The sequence below is a fragment of the Haloechinothrix aidingensis genome, assembly GCF_013450155.1.
Classification (GTDB): domain Bacteria; phylum Actinomycetota; class Actinomycetes; order Mycobacteriales; family Pseudonocardiaceae; genus Haloechinothrix; species Haloechinothrix aidingensis.
Map to the genome: position 1 here is coordinate 243,284 of NZ_JACCKD010000001.1, position 21,254 is coordinate 264,537.

Here is a 21,254-nt window from a genome sequence, read left to right on the forward strand (position 1 = left end):
CTCACCCCCCGCTGGGAAGCGCGACGGCGATGACCGCGAGCGAGCCCGCCTCGCGCACCCGCACCTTCGCGGTCGCGACCTGCACGCCCCCTGCGCGAAGCACGGCGATTCCGTCCTCTGTGACCTGATCGACCCGCAACGCCTCGTCCTGCTCGACACCGAGCTTGCCGAGCGCCTCGCGGGCGGTCGACACCCTGGTCATCGTCAGTGCGGGCTCCTCGCCGAGCTTCTCGCACAATGCTTCGGCGGTGCGCAGGTCACCGGTATCGGGAAGCGGGGGACGGTTCGCGGGGAGCGTGTCCGCGAGCGCCTCCCAGCCCACACCGACCGGTCCCGGAGCCAGCGCGAGCAGCAGCCGCCCGGACGCGTGGCTCGTGCTGGCGTGGTACCCGGTCACGTGCAGCTCGCCTGTGGGGTCGTGGCATGCCCGCGCGCCGGTGATGCGTTCGGCCACGGTGGCTGCCGCGCCGTCCTGCGGCGTTCCGGGAACGGTCACGAGCTCGACCCCGTCCGCGATGTCGCACTCGATGAGCCTGCGGGTCAGCCACGGGCCGAGGAGTTGCCCGGGCAGCTCCTCCTGGTACTCCGGTGCCGTGACGGCACGCAGCCGCAGGCCCTGCCAGCGCGCGACCACGGCCCCGTCCGGATCGGCGAGGTCGGCGTCGAACACGTAGTCCGCTGCCGAGTGCGAGCGTTCGACGGCAGCCACCCGCAACGGCCCTTCCGGGACGCGCCAGATCGTGACCCGGTCCACGCCGACAGGGAGTGCGCGCCGGTGCGGGACGCACGCCAGCAACGCATGGAGCGTCGCGTCGTGCGTAGCGGGGTCACCGAGCAGTAGCTCGTTACCGTGGAACTCGGAGAACCACCGTTCCCGCTGCCCGGCACGGATCCACGCACTGACGCGGAACGCGGAGAGGGCGTCGTAGCGCAGCAACCGGCGGAACCTCCCGCCGTGGAACAAGACGCCCCCGTAGAGGTCGTGTTCCTGCCGTTCGGGGTCTTCCGGTGGGTCCGCCCGGGCGACGTGCGCGGGCTGGTCGGGGGCATCGGCCACCGAGCCGGTGAACCGGTCGGTGCCGAACCCGTCGGAGTCGTCCCGCACGGCCGTGTCGATTCCGTGCCGCTCGGCCAACGCGGCTACCTGGACGGCGCGACGGCCGGAGTCGTTCAGCGTGAGGGGGGAGTGGAACTCGAGACCGGTCATCGACCACGCCGTCCGGGGACCCGAGACGAGCACAGCGGTCTGTGCCATCGCTTCCATCGCGATGACCGCGGGCAGCACCGGAACGCCGTCGATGCGGTGGTCGTCGAGGTACGGGTCGGTGCCGGGGGAGAGCTCCGACTCGGTGATCGCCTCGATGCCGGGAACGTGGGCGCGCGCGTACTCCGCGAAACGCAGCGCGGGCGGGGCCGGACCTTCCACGCGCAGGGTCGCTGTGGCCGGGAACCGCGAGGTGACCAGCACCGTGGTCGGTGCGGCCCGGTCCGCGAGCAGGTCCAGCAGCACCCGCACTCCCTGCCGGGGTTCGATGGGCTCGACGCCCTGCCCGCGCAGGTTGTCCAGGACGCCCAGCCGCACACCCATCCCCATACCGGACCACACCGACCATTCCACGTGGTGCGCCCGGCAGCCGGGATGTGCTCGTGCCCAGTCCTCGATCTCGTTGCGCATCCAGTCGTTGGCGATGCAGTACTCGGCCTGCCCGGCGAGCCCTTGCCTGCCGATGATGGACCCGAAGCCGACAAGCAGCCGAAGCTCGTCGCCGAGGGCGTCGAGCAGTACCCGCAGTCCGTCGACCTTCGGCCGGAGCGTGCGCGCGAACGACTCCGGCGTGACGCCGCCGAGCGTGCGCGGCTCGTTGAGACCGGCGCCGTGTACGAGCCCGCGGATCGCCCCGTACTCGCGGGCCGCGGCCACCATCGCGGCGACCGAGGACTCGTCGGTCACGTCGCAGCTGATGTAGTGCGCGGGCACGCGCCCGCGGAGGTCGCGCAGGGCGTCGGTGACCTCGGGGTCGTCCTGCGGCGACCGGCCGAGGAACACCGGCGTGCAGCCGGTGTGCTCGGCGAGCCCCGCGGCGGCGTATGCGGTGATGCCCCGCACCCCTCCGGTCACCAGGCACACGCCGTCGAGCTCCACCGTGCTCGGCTCGACCTCGCCAACGGGCCGTGCCACGGCGGTGCGGCGCTCGATCGGCCCGTCGTCGCGCGCGCGCAGTTCCAGGTACCGGTCACCGTGGATCCCGGCGAGCTCGCCGGGCGGTATGCGGCGGGACAGGTCGGGCACGGCGAGGACGGTGACCCGGCACCGGTCCAGCTCGCTCGCGACACTACGCGCGAGTCCCGCTGCCGCGGGGTGCCCGTCATGCAGCACGAGCAGGTGCGCCGGATCGCGGCCGCTGATCTCGCCGAGCAGCTCGGCGATCTCCGTGCGCGTGGTCCGCGCAGGCAGGGCGACGGCGAACCCGTCGGCCTGCGCGTCGCCCTCGCCCGCGAGCTCGTGCGACCAGTGCCCGGCAGGTGCGTGCACGTGCCAGCGGACGGCGGGCGACTCCGTGCGCTCGTGCTGCGGCGCGGTGAACGGAACCCAGGGCGAGGCGAGCTGCCGGACCCACCCGCGTACGCCTGGCACGCCCGGCACGCCTTCCTCCCCGGCCGGGTGGGTCTCGGGCAGGTCGTCGATGACCGCGGCGGCCTCGGCGAGGGTGGCGTCGCTGAGCGACAGCGGTGCGCCCGGAGGTTGCTTGCCCTGCGCGCGCGCCACCGTGGCGACCGCTTCGACGACCTGGAGGGAGGTCATGTGCAGGTCCCTGAGCAACGAGCTCGACGGGGAGAGGGCGTGGGTGGGGAGCTCGAGCAGGGTCGCAAGGTGGCTGGTGAGCGCCGCGCGCGCGTCCTCGCCGGTAGCGGCGGGCTCCTCCTCCGTCAGCCGTTCCGTGGCCCGCGTGTCCGGCTCGGCTCCCCGTACCTCCCCTGCGTCGGCCCAGCCTTCCCTGTTCTCGCAGGGGCTGGCGACGAACTCGGGTACGGCGTCGACGTCCAGCGGGCGGTAGGGCCGGTCGGCGAACCACGGTTCGAGGTCGGCTCCCGCGCACGCCGCGAGCAGGGCTGTGACGAAGGCGTGCCGTCCGGTGGCGCCGCCGCAGTCCATGCTGACCGCGGGAACCGCGGTGTTCGACTCGGCCAACCCGGCGAGTGCGGTTCCGGGGCCGGCCTCGACGAGCAGGTCACAACGCCCGGCAAGGTTCGTGACCGCGTCCGCGAACAGTACGGGGCTGGTCAGCTGCGCGACGAGCCGCTCGCGGAGCTCGTCCGGCCACGCCTCGCACGGCCGGCCGGTGATCGTGGACACGACCGGCGCGCCGGGGCGGTGCAGCGGGACTTCGGCGAGCGCGTCCCGCATGGACCGTGTCACCGGGAGCATCGCCGCGCTGTGGAACCCGTGTGACACGGCGAGCTTGCTCGCCGGGACACCGGCGCCGGCTGCGCGCTCGACGATGCGGTCGATCTCGGTGACCGTGCCGGAGACGACGATCCGGTCCGGCGCGTTGTAGGCGGCGATCACCGCGCCGGTGTCCCGGATCAGCTCCTCGACGCGATCGGCCGTGGCGGCGACGCCGGCCATGGTCGTGTCGCCCGCGCCGAGCCTGGCCATCAGCCGCCCCCGTACGCGCGCCAGCTCGAGTGCCTGTGTGGCGGTGCACGACCCGGCCCAGTGCAGCGCGGTGATCTCGCCGAGGCTGTGCCCGGCGGCGGCTACTCCGGTGCATCCCAGCTCGCCGAGCCAGGCAAGGGCCGCGAGGGACTGGCGCAGGATGGCGGGCTGAGCGATCTCGGTGTCCGCCGATACCTGCCGTTCGACCAGGTCGGCGGGCGGATCCGGAACGTCGAGGTGGCGCGCCCACCACGGCAGCGCCCACCGGACCGGGGCAGCCTGCCCGGGAAAGAGCAGTCCGACCCGGGCGGGACCGGCCGAGCCGAGCGCGTAACCGACATTCCGGTCGAACCGGGGGCTGCCGTCCCATCCGTCGGTAGCGGCAGCTGCGGTGTGGGCCGCGGCCGCCAGCTCGTCCGGGGTGCGCGCCACCAGCGCCGCGCGCCACGGGCGGGACCCCCGGCGCTCGTGCCAGGCTGTCGCGGCGATGTCGGTGACCTCTGCGGTGCTGAGGTCCGTCGCGGAGCGGGCCAGCCGCGTGAGCTGGTCGGCGAGCTCTCCGGGGCCGTCGGCTCCGAGGTAGACGATCTCGTGTGGCCCGGCGCGGTCCGACCAGCGCCGGGTCGCGGAGGGAAGCACCCGCGGCGCGGGTCCGGTGCCTTCGAGGACGATGTGCACGTTGATGCCACCGAACCCCATGGACGAGACCCCGGCGCGGGGCGTTTCCTCGCGCCACGGCTCGGGGGCGTCGAGGACGCGCAGGGGAACGTCGTTCCCGCTGCCGTCTCGAAGCAGATCCACCGGCTGCTCGCAGCCGGTGATCGGTGGAAGCACCCGGTTGTGCGTGGCCATCGCCGCCTTGATCAGGCCCGCGACGCCCGCGGCGGCCTTGGTGTGGCCGATGTTGGCCTTGATCGACCCCACTGCCGCGGGCGATGCCGTGTGGCCGCGCGCCGAGATCAGCGCCTCCAGCTCGACCGCGTCGCCGATCGCCGTTCCGGTTCCGTGCCCCTCGATCAACTGGGCCTGACAGGGTTGCAGCCCTGCCGAGCGGTAGGCGCGGCGCAGGGCGAGTACCTGACCGCGCTGTTCCGGACGGGTCAGGCCTCCTGCACCGTCCGACGAGGACGCCCAGCCGACGATGTGCGCGTAGCTGCGCAGGCCGCGCCGTTCGGCGTCCTCGGCGCGCATGAGAGCGATCACGCCGCAGCCCTCGCCCGGCAGGAACCCGGTCGGCTGGGCGTCGTAGACCCGCATGTCGGCCCCGGCGAGCGCGCCGAGCCGGGAGAAGCCCACCAGTTCGAGCGGGTCGAGTGACATGTCGACGCCGCCCGCGAGTACGAAGTCGCACTCCCCCGAGACGAGAGCACGCGATGCCGTCATCACCGCGAGCAGGCTCGACGAGCAGGCACCGTCCACGGTGTAGCCGGTGCCGTTGAAGTCGAAGTAGTTGCAGATGCGGCCCGCGATGGTGTTGGCGAGGGACCCGGCGAGCGTCTCGTCCCCCGGTTCGGGGAAGGGCTGCTTGACCAGGCCTTCGAGCCTGCTCAACACATCATGGGACAGCTCCGTGGACGCTCCCGCTTCCTGCAACGCGGTCGCTGCCGCATCGGCGAGGAACGGCCAGCGCAGCCGGAGCATGCTCGCGCGGCTGAACTCGCCTGCGAGCGAGTTGCCGAGGACCACGCCTGCCGTACTCCGGTCGATGCCGTCGCCGCCCGCGAACCCGGCGTCGGCGAGGGCCGCGGCCGCCGTCTCCAGGGCGAGCCAGTGTGTCTGGTCGGCGGCCCGATACAGCGGACCGGGCACGCCGAACCGTGCCCGGTCGAAGGTCCAGTCGCGCAGCACGGCCGCGTGGGTCGCGTAGCTGTGGTCCGGCTCGCCGGGCCCGGCGCGGTAGGCGGCAGGCAACCGGCGTTCCGGGATGCGGCGGAATGCCCGCCGCTTTCCCAGCACCGTCTGCCAGAGCTCGTCCGGCGTCGTCGCGTCGGGATACCGGCATGCCATGCCCACGATGGCGATCCGGTTCGCGCTCACAGCCTGCCTCCCCGCGATCCCGGTGCTGCGGGGGCCGTGGCGCGCGCCGTAGCAGGGGTGAGGTGATGGGTCAGGCGCTCGCGGAACCCGGCGCCCAGCCGTCCCGACCTGGCTTCGGCGACGAGGACGACTCCGCGCAGCGCGCAGGTGATCACGAGAGCGAAGAACAGGCCGAAGACCACCCCGTAGACGACCAGGATGCCGTAGATCGCGGCTGTGACGAGGCCGAAGACGACCTGGTTGCGCGTCTTTACCGGAGTCGTCCCCGGATCGGTGATCATGTAGTTCGTGTACAGGATGAACGCCACACCGGTCACCGGTAGTAGCGCGGCCGCCAGCGAGTGGTCGAGGATCAGCCAGCGCAGCACGGCCTGCGCGACGAACCCACCGGCCCAGGCCAGGATCAGGGGCAGCTTGCCGGTGAGCTTCGCGTTCAGCATCGTCCCCAGCATCAGGATGCCCAGCGGGACCAGCCAGTCGATCGCGCCGGTCACGTCGTTGGTGAAGTGGTAGGGCGGGGCGATCCCTACCCAGGGGAACAGCACGAGCGTGATCGCGATCCCCGCGTTGGAGGGGTTGAGCACGTGTCGAAGCTTGCCGCGCAGCCTGACACGCACGGCGTACTTGGTGGTGTTGGCCACCACGACGGCGAAGATGTACGGCCACATCGACGAGTTGCCGTAGAGCAGCATCGCGCACGCCAGGGCGGTGATGTGCGGGGGCAGCAGGAACACCATCAGGGCACCGCGCCCTCCCGCGTACTCCGGAGTCGCCTCCCGCGCCCAGCTGTCCAGCCATTCGAACAGCAACGCGGTGGCGTAGCTGACCAGGAGGGCGACGATCGGCGTGATGGGGGACTGCTCGAAGCCGAGTACCAGGTGTCCCACGACCGTGAACGCGGTGATGGACAGGGCGAAGCGGCGCAGCGCCTTGACCCTGGTGTCCACAGCGGGCTTGCGGCGCTGCTGTCCGTCCTGTCCGGAACCGCTCCCGTGCGAGACTCCGGAGGCGTCGGTGTTCGGGGGTGTGGTCGTGGTGGTCATCGCATGTCCGCCGTTCCGTCGGTGCCGAGTACCACTGTGTGGTGACCGGGGTCGACGTCCACGGAGTCCGTGTGGACGCCGTCGCCATCGCGCCACGTGATCGTGGCCCGGCTCGATTCGCCTCCGGGCAGGGCGAGGTGCGCCTCGCTCGCGGATACCCCTGCGTGCCCGTTGGACGGGTAGAGCTGGGTTCGCTTGCGCTGCCCGTTCACTTCGTGCTCGATCTGGGCGCCGATGGCGTCACGAAGCCCGCCCGCCGAGCCCGGTCGCAGGATCCGGAGGAACGCCGCTTGCCCGTCGGGCTCGGTGCGGTTGCGCAGCAACACGGAGTCCTCCCACTGGTTGGCGACGAGCACGTCGAGTGAGCCGTCGCCGTCGACGTCGCCGAACGCGAACCCGCGCGACACGTGTGGGCTGCCGAGCCCGGCCTGCTCCGCGACGTCGAAGTAGCGTCCCTGCTCACCCCGTGCCCACAGCCGGTTGTGCTCGTGACCCGACACGTCGTCCCCCGGGCCGAAGTTGGGCCAGGCCTCGGGGTGGTGCAGCAGATCGTCGTTGCCCATCGCCAGCTCGTGCAGTTCCGGCCACCGGTTGCGCTCACCCTTGATGAAGCCCGTGGCCTGGAGGAACTCATCGGTTCCCGAGTTGTCGAAGTCGCCTGCCTTCACATCCCAGGACCACCCGCTGCGCGCGAGCCCGAGCTGTTCCGCCCGCTGCGTGTACGGCACATCCCCGTCGAGCAACCGGGAGCCGTCCCCGTCCGGCGCGAAGGCGAAGTTGCTCTCGTGCAACGCGAACGGGCTGGTGATGTTACTGACCATGATCATGGGAAGCTGCTCGCCCGGCTGGTAGCTGTAGGTGACTCCCATCCCCTTGAACGATCCGTGCCCGAGTACCTGCGAAGTGGGTGTTGTCAGATCCCGCTGGCCCTCGACCCGGGTGAACGCCGCCGCGCCCGGACTCGAGGTGTTCACCAGCATGCTGTCCGGGCCGAAGTCGTTGGCGGTGTACAGGTCCGGGAGGTTGTTGCCGGTCAGGTCCTGCCACCCGAACGCCAGGGTCCAGGCCTCGGCGGAGTCGGCAGGTAGTGCGGTGCTCGCGTCGGTGAACTCCGGCTTCTCGTTCGGCTCACCGGTCGGCGTGCTGAGGAACAGCCGGTTGGTTCCGGCGTTGCGCGCCTTGCCCATCGAGTGCTGCATCCCCATGCGGTCGTCCTCGGAGGCCTCGGGGTCGAGGACCTTCGCCCCGTCGGGGAAGTAGTTGCCTGCGATGATGTCGAGGTGGCCGCTGCCGTCCACATCGGCCACGGACAGCGCGGAGGTGTTCCATACCTCCATGGGCTCGACTACCTCGTGGGCACGGAAGTCATCGGCACCGGGCGTCGCGCCGGCTTCACCCTCGTTGAGGAACAGCACCGGCGAGCGGCCCCAGTAGTAGACGAGGAAGTCTTCGGTCCCGTCCTCGTCGAAATCGGCGGGCACGCACCCCATCGGCGCCATGGTGGAGTCGTACGGGAGACCGTCCGGCTCAAGGGTGAAGCGCTCGTAGTCCGGCCCCTCCCCGCCGGGAACCCCGAACACCGATACCGAGTCGTCGCGCGGGTCGACCAGGCAGGCGTCCGCGGGCCGGCCGAGGCCGCGCAGGTCGGTCAGGGCCGCCGCGGCGCCGACGGCGGAGATCCAGGCCTCGATGTGCTCGAGTGCGGGTTGCACGTCGCGCAGCTCGCGCGCGTCCGGTGGTGCGGAGTTGACCTGGATGGTGTCGAACGCGTACTCCCTCGAAAGGCCGGCGGACTCGGCCTCACCGAGGCTCGGCCGGATCGTGAAGACACCTGCTACGACGCACATCAGCAGGGCGACCGTCAACGGCACGGCACGACGTAACGCAGGGGGCATCGGAGGTTTCCTTCAGTGGTCGACGTTCTGTCACGGTGGTGCGGTGACCATGTCGCGCAATCGGGACTTCCACTCGCTGTAGGCCGATATGTCGGGCGAGCCGGTCAACCCCTCGGCGGCGATGTCCGTCCATTCGCGGGCGTTCTCGGGGGATATTCCGAACAGGTGCCGGCAGGCCGCAGCTGTGTGCTCGGGTACGAGCCCCGCTCGTGCCCGAGCCGATATCGCGAAGAGCGCGCCCTGGCCGAAGTGCGGCCAGTACGGACCGCACGACCGCACCAGCCGATCAAGCCGCGGGATATCGGCGCCCCCCGCGTAGCAGCAGGCGAGCGCGATTCCGGACCACAGATGCGGGCGCGCCTGGGGAGGGGCCTGGTCGATGACCCTCGTGACGCCGTCCACACTGGCCGACTCGACGAACCACAGCGCGCGGCCGAAACCGGCGGCCCTCGCCTGCCAACGCCGGGTCGGTTCGCGGTCCCATCGCCTGCGTAGCGCGCGCAGACCGCCGAAGTAGACCTCGGCGAACCCGGCCCCGTCCAGAGCCAGCCAGCGCAGCAGCGGTGTGGTCGGGATCGTGTCGGGGATGGGCATGCGCGGTACCGCCCCTGCCCAGCCGTACCCGACGTGTATCAGGTGTATGTAGTCGTCCCCCGTTCCCTCGCACAGTCGCCGCATGGCCTCGCCGCCGCGCGGGGATACGACATCGCGCAACGCCGCGTACATCGCCGCGCCCTCGTAGGCGAAACCGCGCTCGGACGGCTCGATACACGACAGCGCGGGATGCGGGTCGCGCCAGTGCTTCGCGGCCAGATTGAAGCCGGTCAGGAAGCTTTTCGCATGCGTCTCGAGCAGCACCCGCTCGTCCGGTCGGTCGAGCCGGAAGCCGCGTCGCTCGAAGTCGGCCAACGTCAGCGGCAGCCGCAGCAACCGGGCCCGGCTGGGAACCGGCGCCCCGTGTACCCGTGTCGCGCCCGCTGTGCCCATCTCCACCTCAGATCTCCGGAGGTTCGTCGAGTGTCACGCTCGGTACCGCCTTCGGCGATCGTTCGTGCACCCGGCCGGTCGCTGGAACAACCATCAATGCACTCTATGCGTGTTACGTCAGCGCTGCTGAACGACTGGGAACTGTGCCGGAAATGTTCACCGGATCGTGCGAGGTTCGCCATGGGGATCGGTGCGGGCGAGGTCGGATATCGGAGTGTGTGCTGGTTGGGAGCGGGTGCGTGAGTTCCCGGGGAGCGATTCCGGAATGTACTGTCGGGTAACGTGAGTGCGCGTTATCCGGGGGCGTATCCGGTGTTCCCGGATACCTTCCGTGGAAAGCCGCTACCCCGTCGGATCGGGTGCCCTTCCGGCGGTTCGGCCTGATGAGGGTGTAGACATGTGCGCAGGTCGTTCCCGGTCCGCTCGGCTGTGACGAGATCTGTCGCGGGATCCGTATTCGAGTCGAATAGTTCCAGAAAATTCTGGCGCTCCCCCTCGGGGGGGATTTATTTGTGTCGAACCGGTGACAATGGTGCCCCTGATCGGGTGTCGATGTGTGTTCTGGCTGGCGAGCCGACCGGATGCGACTAATGGTGAAGTGGTCCGATCCGCGACTTCATGTCCGGTTTAGACACCAAATCCAGAGTCTATAGGCCTTGGGAGTGTCAAAGTGTCCAGAACGATTCGTCGGGGAGCAATGCTTGCCCTGGCGGCGGGTCTAGCGATGGGGACTGCTCCGGCGTATGCGGTCGGTGATCACCCTGACGTGTTGTCGGGGTCGGTGGCCACGCTCGCCAGTAGCAGTGAGCGGTCCGATGCGGACGGCTCGGAGTGCGACGCCCGTCTCGCCCGTCAGGGAGAGTGCCTGATCGGTGGTGAGATGGACCCGGTCGAGGAACCGGATCCGTCGTCCGACTGTGCGGTGAATGGCGACGATTCCGACGGCGCCGGCTCACCCGAGTCGGGCAACTTGCTCGGTGGCGTGGGTGACCTCCTGGAGGGGATCCTCGGGTCGGCCAGCGTGGACGGGCTGCTCGGCTCGTCTGACTCCGGTTCAGCGGACTGCCCCGAGTCGGCGCCTGAGGAGGAACCGGCCCCTGAGGAGGAACCGGCACCGGAGCCCGCGCCTGAGCCCGCGCCGGAACCGGCACCGGAGCCGGAGGAGGAACCGGCACCGGAGCCCGAGCCTGAGCCCGCGCCGGAACCGGCACCGGAGCCGGAGGAGGAACCCGCGCCGGAGCCCGCGCCTGAGCCCGCGCCGGAACCGGCACCGGAGCCGGAGGAGGAACCCGCGCCGGAGCCCGCGCCTGAGCCCGCGCCCGAGCCGGCACCGGAGCCGGAGGAGGAACCGGCACCGGAGCCCGCGCCTGAGCCCGCGCCGGAACCGGCACCGGAGCCGGAGGAGGAACCGGCACCGGAGCCCGAGCCTGAGCCCGCGCCCGAGCCGGCACCCGAGCCGGCACCGGCACCGGAACCGGCACCCGAATCGCCGTCCGAGCCCGCGCCGGAATCCGACGAGGACTGCAATTGCTCGTCGCCATTGCTGTCCTCCCTGGGCATCGACCTCGGTCTGCGCATCTGAGCAAAGAAGGAGTGAACAAATGCCTGAGCTGAATGACGATACGTCAGGTACCGAAGGCTTCGACGAAGGTCGGCGCAGGTTCCTGAAACGTGCCGGGTTCACGGCTGCCGCGGCCGCTGCGGCAGCGGCGGGAGGTCAGTTCATCAACTCGGCCACCGCCGCTGCACAGGTACCGGGACCGAGTGGCCCGAGCCTGGACGGGATGCGTGTCGTGTGCCCGTGCTTCGGTGACCTCATCAACCTGGTCACCTCGGAGGGAACGTTCCCGTTCTCCGGGGCGGGTAATGTCGGCGTGCTCGTGAAGGGCGGCCCTGACCCGAACAAGTGGGGCCTTGTCGTCGAGCAACACGAGGTCACAGCGGAGGACACGCCGTTCGGAACGATCAGCATCAAGATGGCAGGCGACATCGAGATCAATCCGGAGAGCCTGCTGGAGTTCGACCCCGTCAACGGTGGTTTCACGCAGACGATGTTCCTGCCGATCATCGTGGAGCTGGAGCACTGCGGTGCCAACGGTGACCCCGTGACGCTGGGAACCCTTCCGGACCAACCGGTGTGTATGAAGGGATCCCAGTCCGAGTTCCCGCCGAAGTCCGCGCCGTACCAGTCCCTCAGGGATATCGGCCTGTACGCGCTGGGTTCGGACGGCCAGCCGGTCGGCAGCAGCCCGATCGCGACCCTGCCGTCATTCGACTGGACGGTGGGAACGGACGCCGTCCCGTCCTGAGGCTCGACGGCCGAAGGATTCCACAGTGGTCCGGTCCGCGCTCCCCGGAGCGCGGGCCGGACCACGTTCATGACCTCGCGCTGCGTTCCGTGGCCCGGGATGCCGACAGGGTTCGGGAGATCATCGCCCGTGCGAGGAACGGCAGTGCCTCGTCCTGGAAATCGATACGCGGCGCGAAGTCCCTGACCGCACCTTCCAGTACGAGTAGCGACAGGATCGGGAAGACGAACTGCGGGTCAGCGTACAGCCCGTAACGCCGCTGGATGTCGAACAGCTGGGTGGCGAAACGCACCAGGTCGAACTCCGCTGCCGACACCCCTGTGTTGGCGGCGACCAGCGCGCTGATGTCCCGGCGGAAGCCTTCGGTATCGGTATCCGGGCTCGACGTGGCTGTGGACAGCACGACGTCGGCGCAGGCGGTGCCCTTCCCGACACTCATGTAATAGAAGAACGAGCTGAACTTGTCCTGCGCGTCCTGGCTCAGCCGCACGGTGAACCCCGCGTCCACGATCACTGCGGAGCCGGGCCCCAGGTACAGGTTTCCCGGGTGCAGGTCGCAGTGGACCAGGCCGTCCAGGAACAGCATCTGGTACACGGCGTGCAGGGTGCGCATGACGGCCTGCGTTCGCTCGTCCTCCGGCATGTCCGCGGGACTGCGGCGACGGAGATCGTCGATGAACTCCATCACCAGCACTTCGTCGCCGCACAGCTCGTCTCGCACTCGGGGGATCCGCACGCTGTCGTGGTCGGCGAGGTTGGCGCGCAGCAAGGCCAGGTTGTGCCGTTCCTGCACGAAGTCGAGCTGCGCGTATACCGCGCCGGTGAGCTGGGCGATGATCTGGCCGACAGGGACCCCACGGAACGGCGGCAGGTGCGCGAGCAGGCGTGCCGCGTGGCGCATGATCGCCATGTCGACGCGGAGGGTGTCCTCGATCCCCGGCCTGCGCACCTTGACCGCTACGTCCGCGCCGTCCGGCAAAGTGGTCCGGTACACGCAGGCGATACTTCCCGAGGCCACCGGTTCTGCGGCCCGCGCCATGAGCTCGCGCGCGATCGGTGGATCGAACGCGCGCGCGAGAACCGGCTCCAGCTCCTCGGCGGGTATCGGGGGGCCACTGTCGTACAGTGTGGCCAGCGCGCGGCACCAGTGGGGCGGCAGGAGGTCGGCGCGAGTGCTGAGCATCTGGGCGACCTTGATGAACGCCGGGCCGAGCTCGATGATCGTGCCGACCAACCAGGAACGGGCACCGGCAGTCCTGCCCCGCCGTACCCGGGCACGGCAAGCCGACGACAGGCCGCTCGCGGTCCGCCGCGCCAGTACGCCTGCGATCTGGAGCAGCCGGCGGAGGACGACGAGGGTGGCTGCTCTCGGAGGGGGCGTGCCGCCTGCCGTCGCCGTTGTGCCCGTGGCTCCGGCATTCTCCCTGGGTTCGGCCATCTGCTGCCTCGCATCATCGCGGTCGGTGACGGGACCAGCGGTCCCGTGAGCTTTGTCGCGACAGAATACGGTCAGGGCGCGGCGCCCGCGCGGCGCGCGAGCCGGTGGTGGCCGGGCATTCACCGTGTCGGGCTACGGCTCCGGTTCCGGGCCGGATCAGGGAGGTCCGTACTGGACGCCCCTACTCGTGATCCTGCTGCCCGGACTCCTCGTCCGATACCCGTATGGTGCGGACGAACTGCTGGAAGTCACCGACCACGGTGTCGAACTGGGTGGTCCGCGCGGTCAGCGTCAGCTGAAGGACGGCGCGTTTGTGGGGCTCCTCTGCGTCGGCGACGGACAGGAATACCTGGGACAGGACGAGGTCCAGTTGGGACCCGTCGACGGTGGTGGACAGGATCAGCACCTGTGTGAGACCCGGCGCGTCGGAGGTGCCGACCTCCGTGCGGTTCTGGAGCTCGACCGAGCCCCCCTGCTCGAGGTGCGCGACTGCTTCGTCAGCGATGCTGGTCAGCAGTGCGTCGTCGGTCCGGATCTCCCCGCTGACCGTGATGTTGGCGGTGAACTCGTCCCGGGACTCCGGGTGCAGCGCGATGAACGCCACGCCGGGCGCTCCGACCTCATCGGGAGTCGCCGACTGCCACCCTTCGGGCAAGGTGAACTCGATCGGCACCGGCAATGTGGTCGCCATGATGGATGCTCCAAGTCTCGTCTGCGGTGCTGGAAGAGCGTGCCGGCGGTGTCCGTCCGGGCGGAACCGGCAGCGGTCCCTGCTGTCTCGGCGAGCGTGCCCGGATCGATGGTGCTCTCGCCGCCCACCGGCACGGTACCGAGCCGGTGGGCGATCCCTTCCAGGAGGCGTTCCCGCTCGCGGGGACGCCGTGCGGTGCGGGCCTTGCCTGTTTCATGGCCCGGTGCGGGTCCGAACGCCGACCATACGTGATCACTCTCAGTACCGATCCATTGTGGCTATCACACGTAAGATCCAATAGCCGGTGTGGTGGTGCCGGATTCCTTGGCCGGAATCGTTTCATTCCGTATGCTCTGGCGGGTTGATCCAGGGGTATGTCACTCGGTCGAGTGTTTAACGCTAGGCTTCCTCTAGCCTTGCCTGGGGTGCAGGAAACTCCGTATGCCGCATGACACGACCGACTCGAGGGAGTTTGTGCAGATGAGATGGGGACCGCTGGTGGCGTCCGGTCTGGCCGCGTGGACGCTCGCGAGCTGTGCCGCGATGGTGGGTCAGGGTGAGCTCGAGGAGGGCGTGGCGTCGGACCTGCAGGACTCCGGCGAGCCGGTCCAGTCCGTGTCCTGCGAGGATGGCCTGACTCGGGACGTCGGGTCCTCGACTGATTGCGCGGTGGACTACGGGGAACACGAGCGAGCGATAACGGTGTCGGTGACCGAGGTGGACGGCGGCGAAGTGCTCTACGAGCTCGTGTGGAACGACTGATCGGATCGTGATGCACCGACTCCGCAGGGGCGGCTGCTTGGCGCTCGGAGTGCTCGCGCTGGCCGGGTGTTCCGGGCTGGGCGAGGATACCGTTACCGCCGAGCACCTGGAGGCCAGCATCGTGGAGGCATTGGAACCGGTCGAGGACGACGCGGTCCGCGGTGCCGACTGCCCGGAGGGTCTCCGCGCGAGGTTCGCCGAGATGACCCGCTGCACGGCCCGGATCGGCGACGAGCGCTACGACGTGCGGGTACTGATCACCTCCGTCGAGGACGGCGAGGCCGAGTTCGACATCGACCGCGCCCGCACCCCGACGCCCTGACCCCGCCGGGATAGGAGCCGAATGTTGCACCCGGCTCCTTCTAAGGAACCGAGGTCACCTTCGGCTCCCGCGCAGCGTTCCGGGTGGAGTCGTAGAGCTCTACGCGGACGGGGTGCAGCCGGCGGCCGGCGAGCCGGTACGTGAGCCCCGGTACGTGAGCCACTGCAACGCCCGACCCCGAGTGTGGCATGCTGTGCCGCCACGTGGAGGTGACACGATGGATCACGACATCGAGCAGGCTTGTCACGATCTGTTACTGCGATTGGCGGGACGCCTGCCAGACGGGCTGCTGTGGCGTTACCGGGACTGGCTCGGTTCGGGTGCCGTGATCGCCATCGCCCGAATCTTGCCGAAATCCCTGCTCAAACAGGGTATCGATGTCGACAAGACGGAGTACGATCTGATGATGGCGGGCCTGGCACCCTACGGTGCCGACCACCATGCGGTGAGTTCGGCGCTCGGGGTGGACGGCGCTCGGCCAAGCAGGTACACCTTTTCAGGGAGTGCACCTGAAAGGATGAATAATGTCGACCCGGTGTCGGACGTGATACACGCTGCGTTGCGCGGTCGCCCGGACGTGGGCGAGGTGCGACAGAGCTGGCGGTACGGCGGCACAGGTGAGGATCCCGAGGCGAAGCGGGTCTTGCTCATCACGGCCTTGACGGGCTTGCCGAGGCTGGGCGCGGAGCTACAGCGCGTGCTGCGGGCACTGGGAGACGAGGAGCCCGGTGTCGAGGTGATCGCACCCGAGTCCGAGGTCGGTGAGTACCACCGTGCGGCGTTGGCGAACTCGACGCTGCTGTGTGCCGGAGCGGTGGAGGCACGGCACCGGGTCGTTGCCGCGTAGCGAATGCTCGCTCCACCAGCGGGCTGGAGGGAGAAGCGCACAGTGGAGGTCCGTGAGGGGCAACGTCGGGGCAGCACGGACATGGCGTTGCGACTGCACAACATGCTGCACACGTTCGCGGGGCGGCTCGACGACAGCGCGCTGTGCCACGCGCGTGAGCTGGTCGCCCGCTTCCGGCATGACGAAGCCGTGGAGCTGGTGGCCGGTGTACTGATCGCCGGGAAGCTGCCGGTTCGCGCGGCCGAACGGGACGAGCTGGCGTCCGTGCTGGAGCTGTGCTGTTCCGATAGCACGCTGGCCGACCTGGTCACCGTCGCGGATACCGCGGTCGAGGCCGCGTCGGTACACCACTTCACCGGTGACCAGCATCCCGGTCAGGGCGTTGCCTACGCGCTGGATGGCGTGCTGCGGGTGCTTCCCGACATCCGCGCGGTGCATGCCGTGTGGCGGACCACCCGGGCGGGTGCGGCGGCCGGGCCACTGCCGCAGCGGGTGGTGCTCGTCGAGGTCGGCCAGCACGGCAGCGCGCCCGCCACCGCTTACCGGGTGGATGACCAGCTGAGACGGGCGGGTATCCGTGCGGTCGTCGAGGTCGGAGGGGCGGCCGCGGGGTGGACCGCCTACCACCGCCAGGCGCTGGATGCTGCCGTGCCCGTGTGGCACGCGGCGCACGCGGCAGCGGGGACGCCGCCCCAGCAGCGTGCGGTGCCACCACCGGAACCCGCGCACGTACCCGTGACGGAGCCACCCGCCGAACCATCGCCGGTGGCCGAGGCTCCGAGCGAACAGCCGGAGCGTCCGCGGGAGCTCGCGGCGCGCCATGCCGCCGTCGAGCCACGGCAGGAGCGGGACTCCGCGGAGGAGGACAGTAGCGTCCCCCCGGACAACCTGCTGATGTTCAACTCTGAACGCACGCAGCGCAGGGAAGCCGTGGCGGCGCGACCCACCGAACCGATGGTGCCCCCCGAACCGTCCGAAGCGGTCGGGTACGGCGACGAGGAGACCCCCGCCGAACGCACCAACGAGTTGAGCTCGGCCGATGTGCGGCAGTTGCGGGCGGCGCTTGCCGGCGACGAGGCGGCGACGCCGGACGGCTGGCCGGCGGGTATCGACCCCGATGCCGTCGACGATCCGAGGCTCAACGAGCGTGACAGGGGCCTGCTGCGGCAGCTGCACGCGGAGCTGGCCAAACGTGAAGGACCTGGGCCCACCGATCCCGGTGGCAACCAGACGGCCGGCTAGTACGGGTGGCGCTGCCGCCGCAGACAGACTCGACGTTAAGTCGACTTATCGACTTGTGATGGCGGCGCGGTACCCGTTCGTTGCTGGACGAGCAGTCCGTGGATGTCCTCCAGGCGCTGTTCCAGGTCGGCGACCTTCTCCTCCAGCTGCGCCGAGGACTCTCGCTGGGCGCTGCCCTGCTCCTCCAGCGCCGAGCGGTTGTGGCCGAGGAACCAGGACGCCACCATGGCGGTAACGACACCGAGCAGGGAGATGCCGACCAGCATGAGCCCGGCCGCCACGACGCGGCCCATTCCTGTCACGGGCACGACGTCGCCGTAGCCCACCGTGGTGACGGTGACCAGGCTCCACCACAGCGCGTCGCCGAGATTCTCGACCGTGCTGCCGGGCGCGCCGCGCTCGGCGTCCAGGAGCGCGAGCGCTCCGATGAACACGAGCAACGACGTGGCCAGCGCGATCGCCTGCGTCGTACGCAGCAGCGACAGCTGGCCGCTGCGGGTGATCAGTACCTGGGCGGCCGTGAACGCACGCAGCACGCGAAGCATGCGCAATGCCGGCACCAGCACCACGAGCACGTCGACGGGGTGTTGGGCCAGGTACAGCAGGCGGTTGTCGGACAGGCTGGTGCGGATGATCAGATCGAGCGCGAAGGCGGCCCAGATGGCCCAGTTGGCGACCGCGAACGCGGTGCGCAGTGCCTCCGGGAGATCCGGCCGGATCACCGGGACGCCATAGACGACGATGAAGGCCAGCGCCAGGGCGAGCAGGACCGAGGTCGTGCGGGCTTCGTATCTGCTGAGCCGATCCGTCATGGGCGCGCTTCCTCCATGTGCCGTACGCGGGCGCACCCAAGGTATCGAACGGGCAGCTTACGTCCCCCGGCACGGCGACGCCCGGCATGCCGGGGGACGAGTGCGCGATACGGGCGAGGCGGGCGCCGGTTACTGCACCGCGCCGGTCCTCGCCAGGTACTCAGCCGACGGTCAGCACGACCTTGCCGCGGACGTGGCCGTCCTCCACCAGCCGGTGCGCATCGGCCGCCTGCTTGAGCGGGTAGCTTCGCTGGACCTCGACGGCGAGCTTGCCTTCGTCCATGAGCCGGCTCAACCAGGCGAGACCCGCGGAGTCCGGTCGCACGAAGACGTACTGGCCGCCCTGCTCACCGGCGGTCCGTGCGTCCACGACCGTGCCGTGCCGTGCGGTGTCCCGGACGAGGCCGGGGGAGTCCGCGAGTGCCTGCCCGCCGATGAAGTCCAGCGCCGCGTCGACCTTGCCGTCACCGCCGACGAGCTCGGCGACCCGGTCGGCCAACCCGTCCCCGTACGTGACCGGCTCGGCGCCGAGCTGCCGAAGGAAATCGTGGTTGCCCGGTGAGGCCGTGCCGATGACTCGGGACGCTCCGAGTGCGTGCGCGAGCTGAACGGCGAGATGCCCGACGCCACCGGCCGCGGCATGCACCAGGACGACGTCGCCCTCGCCGACCCGGACGGCACGGAGCAGCTGCAGCGCCGTGAGACCGGCCAGCGGGAGCCCCGCGGCCTCGGCGAACCCTCGGGTGGCCGGTTTGTGCGCCAGCGTGCGATCCGGGGCAGCCACCAGCTCGGCGTAGGTGCCGTTCTGCACGTGGTCCTTGCGGACGTACCCGACGACCTCGTCACCTTCCCGGTAGCCGGTCACGGCGGGTCCTGCCGCGCGTACGATCCCGGCGACATCCCACCCGGGGATGAGCGGGAAGTGATGCGGTAGCGCGCCCTGCAGGTAACCGCGGCGGATCTTCCAGTCCACCGGGTTCACCCCGGCGGCCCGCACCTCGACCAGCACCGCGTCCGGTCCCACCACGGGATCCTCGACCGTCTGTGGGGACAGTACGTCTGCTTCTCCGAACTCGTTGATCACGACAGCTTCCATGGCCGGTACAACGGTGTCGCGCCGGACGCCTATTCCCGTCAGCCGCACCGGTGCGTTGTGAGCCCCGGCACGAGAACCATGCCTGCCGCACCGGACGACGTGGTTAAACGTCCTGAATGGATTGTTCTCCTCGAGGGCTGGCCACTCAGGCGGTCGCCCGCGCGTGCTGTTCCCGCAGCGGTGCGCCCATCTCGTGCAGGTGCTCCAGGACGTGGCGGTAGGAGCGCAGCATTGTCGTCTGGCTGTAGGGGATCCCGTGCGCATCGCAGAAGCGCTGCACGATGGGTTGAGCGTGCCGCAGGTTCGGGCGCGGCATCCTGGGGAACAGGTGGTGCTCGATCTGGTAGTTGAGCCCGCCGAGCACGAAGTCGACGACCTTCCCGCCACGGATGTTGCGTGACGTCAGGACCTGCTTGCGCAGGAAGTCGACCTTGCCTTCGCCGTTCATGGTGGGCATGCCCTTGTGGTTGGGCGCGAAGGCGCAGCCCATATAGATACCCCACAGTCCCTGGTGGACGACGATGAACACGACCGCGATACCCGGGGACAGTACGAGGAAGACAGCGGCAAGGTAGAGAACCGTGTGGGTGAGCAGTAACGCCCCCTCCAGGCGGCGGGCCTTGACGTCGCCGCGGATCACGGCGCGGGCGCCGCCGGCATGCAGGTTGATCCCCTCGAGAACGAGCATCGGGAAGAAGAGCCATGCCTGGTTCCGGGCGACCCACCGGAGGATCCCGTTCTTCAGCCCGGCTTGCTTCTGGGTGAAGGCAAGTGCCGCGCTGTTGATGTCGGGATCGTGGTCCTCGTGGTTGGGATTGGCGTGATGGCGGTTGTGCGAGCTCATCCATGTCTCGTAGCTCATGCCGATCAGTCCGCCATGGACTGTCCCGAGGATGTCATTGGAACGACGCCCCTGGAGGATCTGCTTGTGTCCCGCGTCGTGGCCGACGAACGCGAGCTGTGCGAACGTGACCGCCAGCAGGGCGGCGATGAACAGCTGCCACCAGCTGTCGCCGACGAACGCGAACGCGACCCATGCGCCCGCGAACGCGAGCAGGTTTCCGATGATCTTGATGGTGTAGTACCCGTACCGGCGGCGGAGCAGTCCGGCTGCGCGGATTTCACGAGCCAGGGCCGCGAAGCCGCCACCGGTCGTGCCGCCGGTCTCGGGCGCGTGCATGGTAACGATATTGACCTACCCCTGATGTGTGAGTCGGTTCCGATGTGCTCGACGGGGCACCCCGCCGGCTCCCCCGCGCACCAGGCTCAGGGACGGTATGGAGACGATGCTCAGCGCGCGGGTGCCGCAAGCGGCGCGATGAACTGTGGTGAACGCAGTGCGCGGACGCTGGCCGCACCTGCTGGGAATCCGGCCTCTTCGCCGCTGATCAGGTGACTGAACTCTACGGGCTGTACACGGCTCGCGTAGCGCGTGTGGGCACGGGATTGATACGTCGGCAATGAAGAACCTTAGTGGTGGATGGCAAAGTGCGATGTATACCGCGAGGGAGGCGTGAGCCGCCTTCAGCGGCTGGTCGGTGGCCGTGCGGCCCCGTACGAGTTCCGCACCGGCTGAATCAGGTGCGGTAGCGATAGGGTCGATCTGCCCCGACATCACCCACGTTACTCCCAAGGCGCGGCTTCCGCTACCGGGCCCCGTCGGCAGGTCCCGGCGGGCGGGTCCGTTCGCCGGGTCGCTGTGGCCGGCCCGCGTGGCCGGCTTGACGGCGGGGGTGCTGGTGTGCTCCGCTGTAGGTGGTTCGATCGTTTTTGTGTTCGTGTTCATGCGCGCCCGCAAGAATGTGAGCGGGCGTAGTAGGAGTTCTCTCCGAGATTCCAAACCGCGCGCGGGACCCGAGGTAGTAAATGTCGTTACCTCGTCAGTTTTTTATATATTTTGGAGAGATTCTCATGACTCAGGGCACCGTGAAATGGTTCAACTCCGACAAGGGGTTCGGTTTCATCGCCCCCGATGACGGCGGCAGCGACGTCTTCGTGCACTACTCGGAAATTCAAGGCAGTGGCTTCCGTAGCTTGGACGACGACGCGCGCGTCGAGTTCGAGATCGGTCAGACCAGCAGGGGCCCGCAGGCTACCGGCGTGGCCGTCATCTGA

The 21,254-nt window shown here is 69.5% G+C and carries 16 protein-coding genes; 7 read left to right on the top strand and 9 right to left on the bottom strand.

Annotated features, from left to right (window positions below):
• Position 1: 1 nt before the first annotated feature.
• The 4 genes from H0B56_RS01165 to H0B56_RS01180 are packed head-to-tail and all read right to left on the bottom strand — an operon-like array spanning position 2 to position 9,620.
• On the bottom strand, positions 2-5,695 hold the full coding sequence (locus H0B56_RS01165; protein ID WP_180891046.1) for a type I polyketide synthase: 5,694 nt from the start codon (positions 5,693-5,695) through the stop codon (positions 2-4).
• Positions 5,692-6,738 carry an enediyne biosynthesis protein UnbU gene (locus H0B56_RS01170; protein ID WP_219632074.1) on the bottom strand — a complete coding sequence of 349 codons (1,047 nt, stop codon included), beginning with the start codon at positions 6,736-6,738 and terminating at the stop codon, positions 5,692-5,694. Before H0B56_RS01170 ends, H0B56_RS01165 begins: the two co-directional genes overlap by 4 nt.
• Entirely contained in the window at positions 6,735-8,633 is a 1,899-nt protein-coding gene (locus H0B56_RS01175; protein WP_180891047.1) for an FG-GAP repeat domain-containing protein, read from the bottom strand. Before H0B56_RS01175 ends, H0B56_RS01170 begins: the two co-directional genes overlap by 4 nt.
• Positions 8,634-8,663: 30 nt before the next feature.
• Positions 8,664-9,620, bottom strand: coding sequence for a DUF1702 family protein (locus tag H0B56_RS01180; RefSeq protein ID WP_180891048.1), 957 nt, complete (start codon positions 9,618-9,620; stop codon positions 8,664-8,666).
• A 769-nt stretch (positions 9,621-10,389) separates the two neighbouring features.
• On the opposite strand from H0B56_RS01180, the gene H0B56_RS01185 reads away from it, so the two are divergent.
• Both H0B56_RS01185 and H0B56_RS01190 read left to right on the top strand, forming a co-directional pair.
• Positions 10,390-11,202, top strand: a complete 813-nt coding sequence (locus H0B56_RS01185) for a hypothetical protein (protein WP_180891049.1) — start codon at positions 10,390-10,392, stop codon at positions 11,200-11,202.
• Positions 11,203-11,221: 19 nt separating this feature from the next.
• On the top strand, positions 11,222-11,929 hold the full coding sequence (locus H0B56_RS01190; RefSeq protein ID WP_180891050.1) for a hypothetical protein: 708 nt from the start codon (positions 11,222-11,224) through the stop codon (positions 11,927-11,929).
• A 67-nt stretch (positions 11,930-11,996) separates the two neighbouring features.
• On the opposite strand, the gene H0B56_RS01195 is transcribed toward H0B56_RS01190, so the two are convergent.
• The gene (locus H0B56_RS01195) at positions 11,997-13,367 is read right to left on the bottom strand and encodes an ABC1 kinase family protein (protein ID WP_180891051.1); all 1,371 of its coding nucleotides are present in this window, start codon (positions 13,365-13,367) and stop codon (positions 11,997-11,999) included.
• A gap of 181 nt (positions 13,368-13,548) precedes the next feature.
• Complete coding sequence (locus tag H0B56_RS01200; RefSeq protein ID WP_180891052.1) at positions 13,549-14,058, bottom strand: hypothetical protein; 510 nt, start codon at positions 14,056-14,058, stop codon at positions 13,549-13,551.
• A 480-nt stretch (positions 14,059-14,538) separates the two neighbouring features.
• Here H0B56_RS01200 and H0B56_RS01205 point away from each other — a divergent pair, with 480 nt between their 5' ends.
• From H0B56_RS01205 to H0B56_RS01220, 4 genes are all read left to right on the top strand, one after another.
• Entirely contained in the window at positions 14,539-14,820 is a 282-nt protein-coding gene (locus H0B56_RS01205; protein ID WP_180891053.1) for a DUF4333 domain-containing protein, read from the top strand.
• A 10-nt stretch (positions 14,821-14,830) separates the two neighbouring features.
• Positions 14,831-15,142 carry a DUF4333 domain-containing protein gene (locus H0B56_RS01210; protein ID WP_246360816.1) on the top strand — a complete coding sequence of 104 codons (312 nt, stop codon included), beginning with the start codon at positions 14,831-14,833 and terminating at the stop codon, positions 15,140-15,142.
• 217 nt (positions 15,143-15,359) lie between these two features.
• Entirely contained in the window at positions 15,360-15,989 is a 630-nt protein-coding gene (locus H0B56_RS01215; RefSeq protein ID WP_180891055.1) for a hypothetical protein, read from the top strand.
• A gap of 81 nt (positions 15,990-16,070) precedes the next feature.
• Positions 16,071-17,231, top strand: a complete 1,161-nt coding sequence (locus H0B56_RS01220) for a hypothetical protein (protein ID WP_180891056.1) — start codon at positions 16,071-16,073, stop codon at positions 17,229-17,231.
• A 35-nt stretch (positions 17,232-17,266) separates the two neighbouring features.
• Here the strand turns inward: H0B56_RS01220 and H0B56_RS01225 are convergent, their stop codons facing one another.
• From H0B56_RS01225 to H0B56_RS01235, 3 genes are all read right to left on the bottom strand, one after another.
• Complete coding sequence (locus tag H0B56_RS01225) at positions 17,267-18,043, bottom strand: potassium channel family protein (RefSeq protein WP_180891057.1); 777 nt, start codon at positions 18,041-18,043, stop codon at positions 17,267-17,269.
• Between the two features lie 160 nt (positions 18,044-18,203).
• Entirely contained in the window at positions 18,204-19,139 is a 936-nt protein-coding gene (locus tag H0B56_RS01230) for an NADP-dependent oxidoreductase (RefSeq protein ID WP_180891058.1), read from the bottom strand.
• Positions 19,140-19,284: 145 nt separating this feature from the next.
• Positions 19,285-20,319 carry a fatty acid desaturase family protein gene (locus H0B56_RS01235; RefSeq protein WP_180891059.1) on the bottom strand — a complete coding sequence of 345 codons (1,035 nt, stop codon included), beginning with the start codon at positions 20,317-20,319 and terminating at the stop codon, positions 19,285-19,287.
• Positions 20,320-21,050: 731 nt separating this feature from the next.
• Here H0B56_RS01235 and H0B56_RS01240 point away from each other — a divergent pair.
• Positions 21,051-21,254 (top strand): cold-shock protein, encoded by a 204-nt coding sequence (locus tag H0B56_RS01240; RefSeq protein ID WP_180891060.1) that lies wholly within the window; start codon positions 21,051-21,053, stop codon positions 21,252-21,254.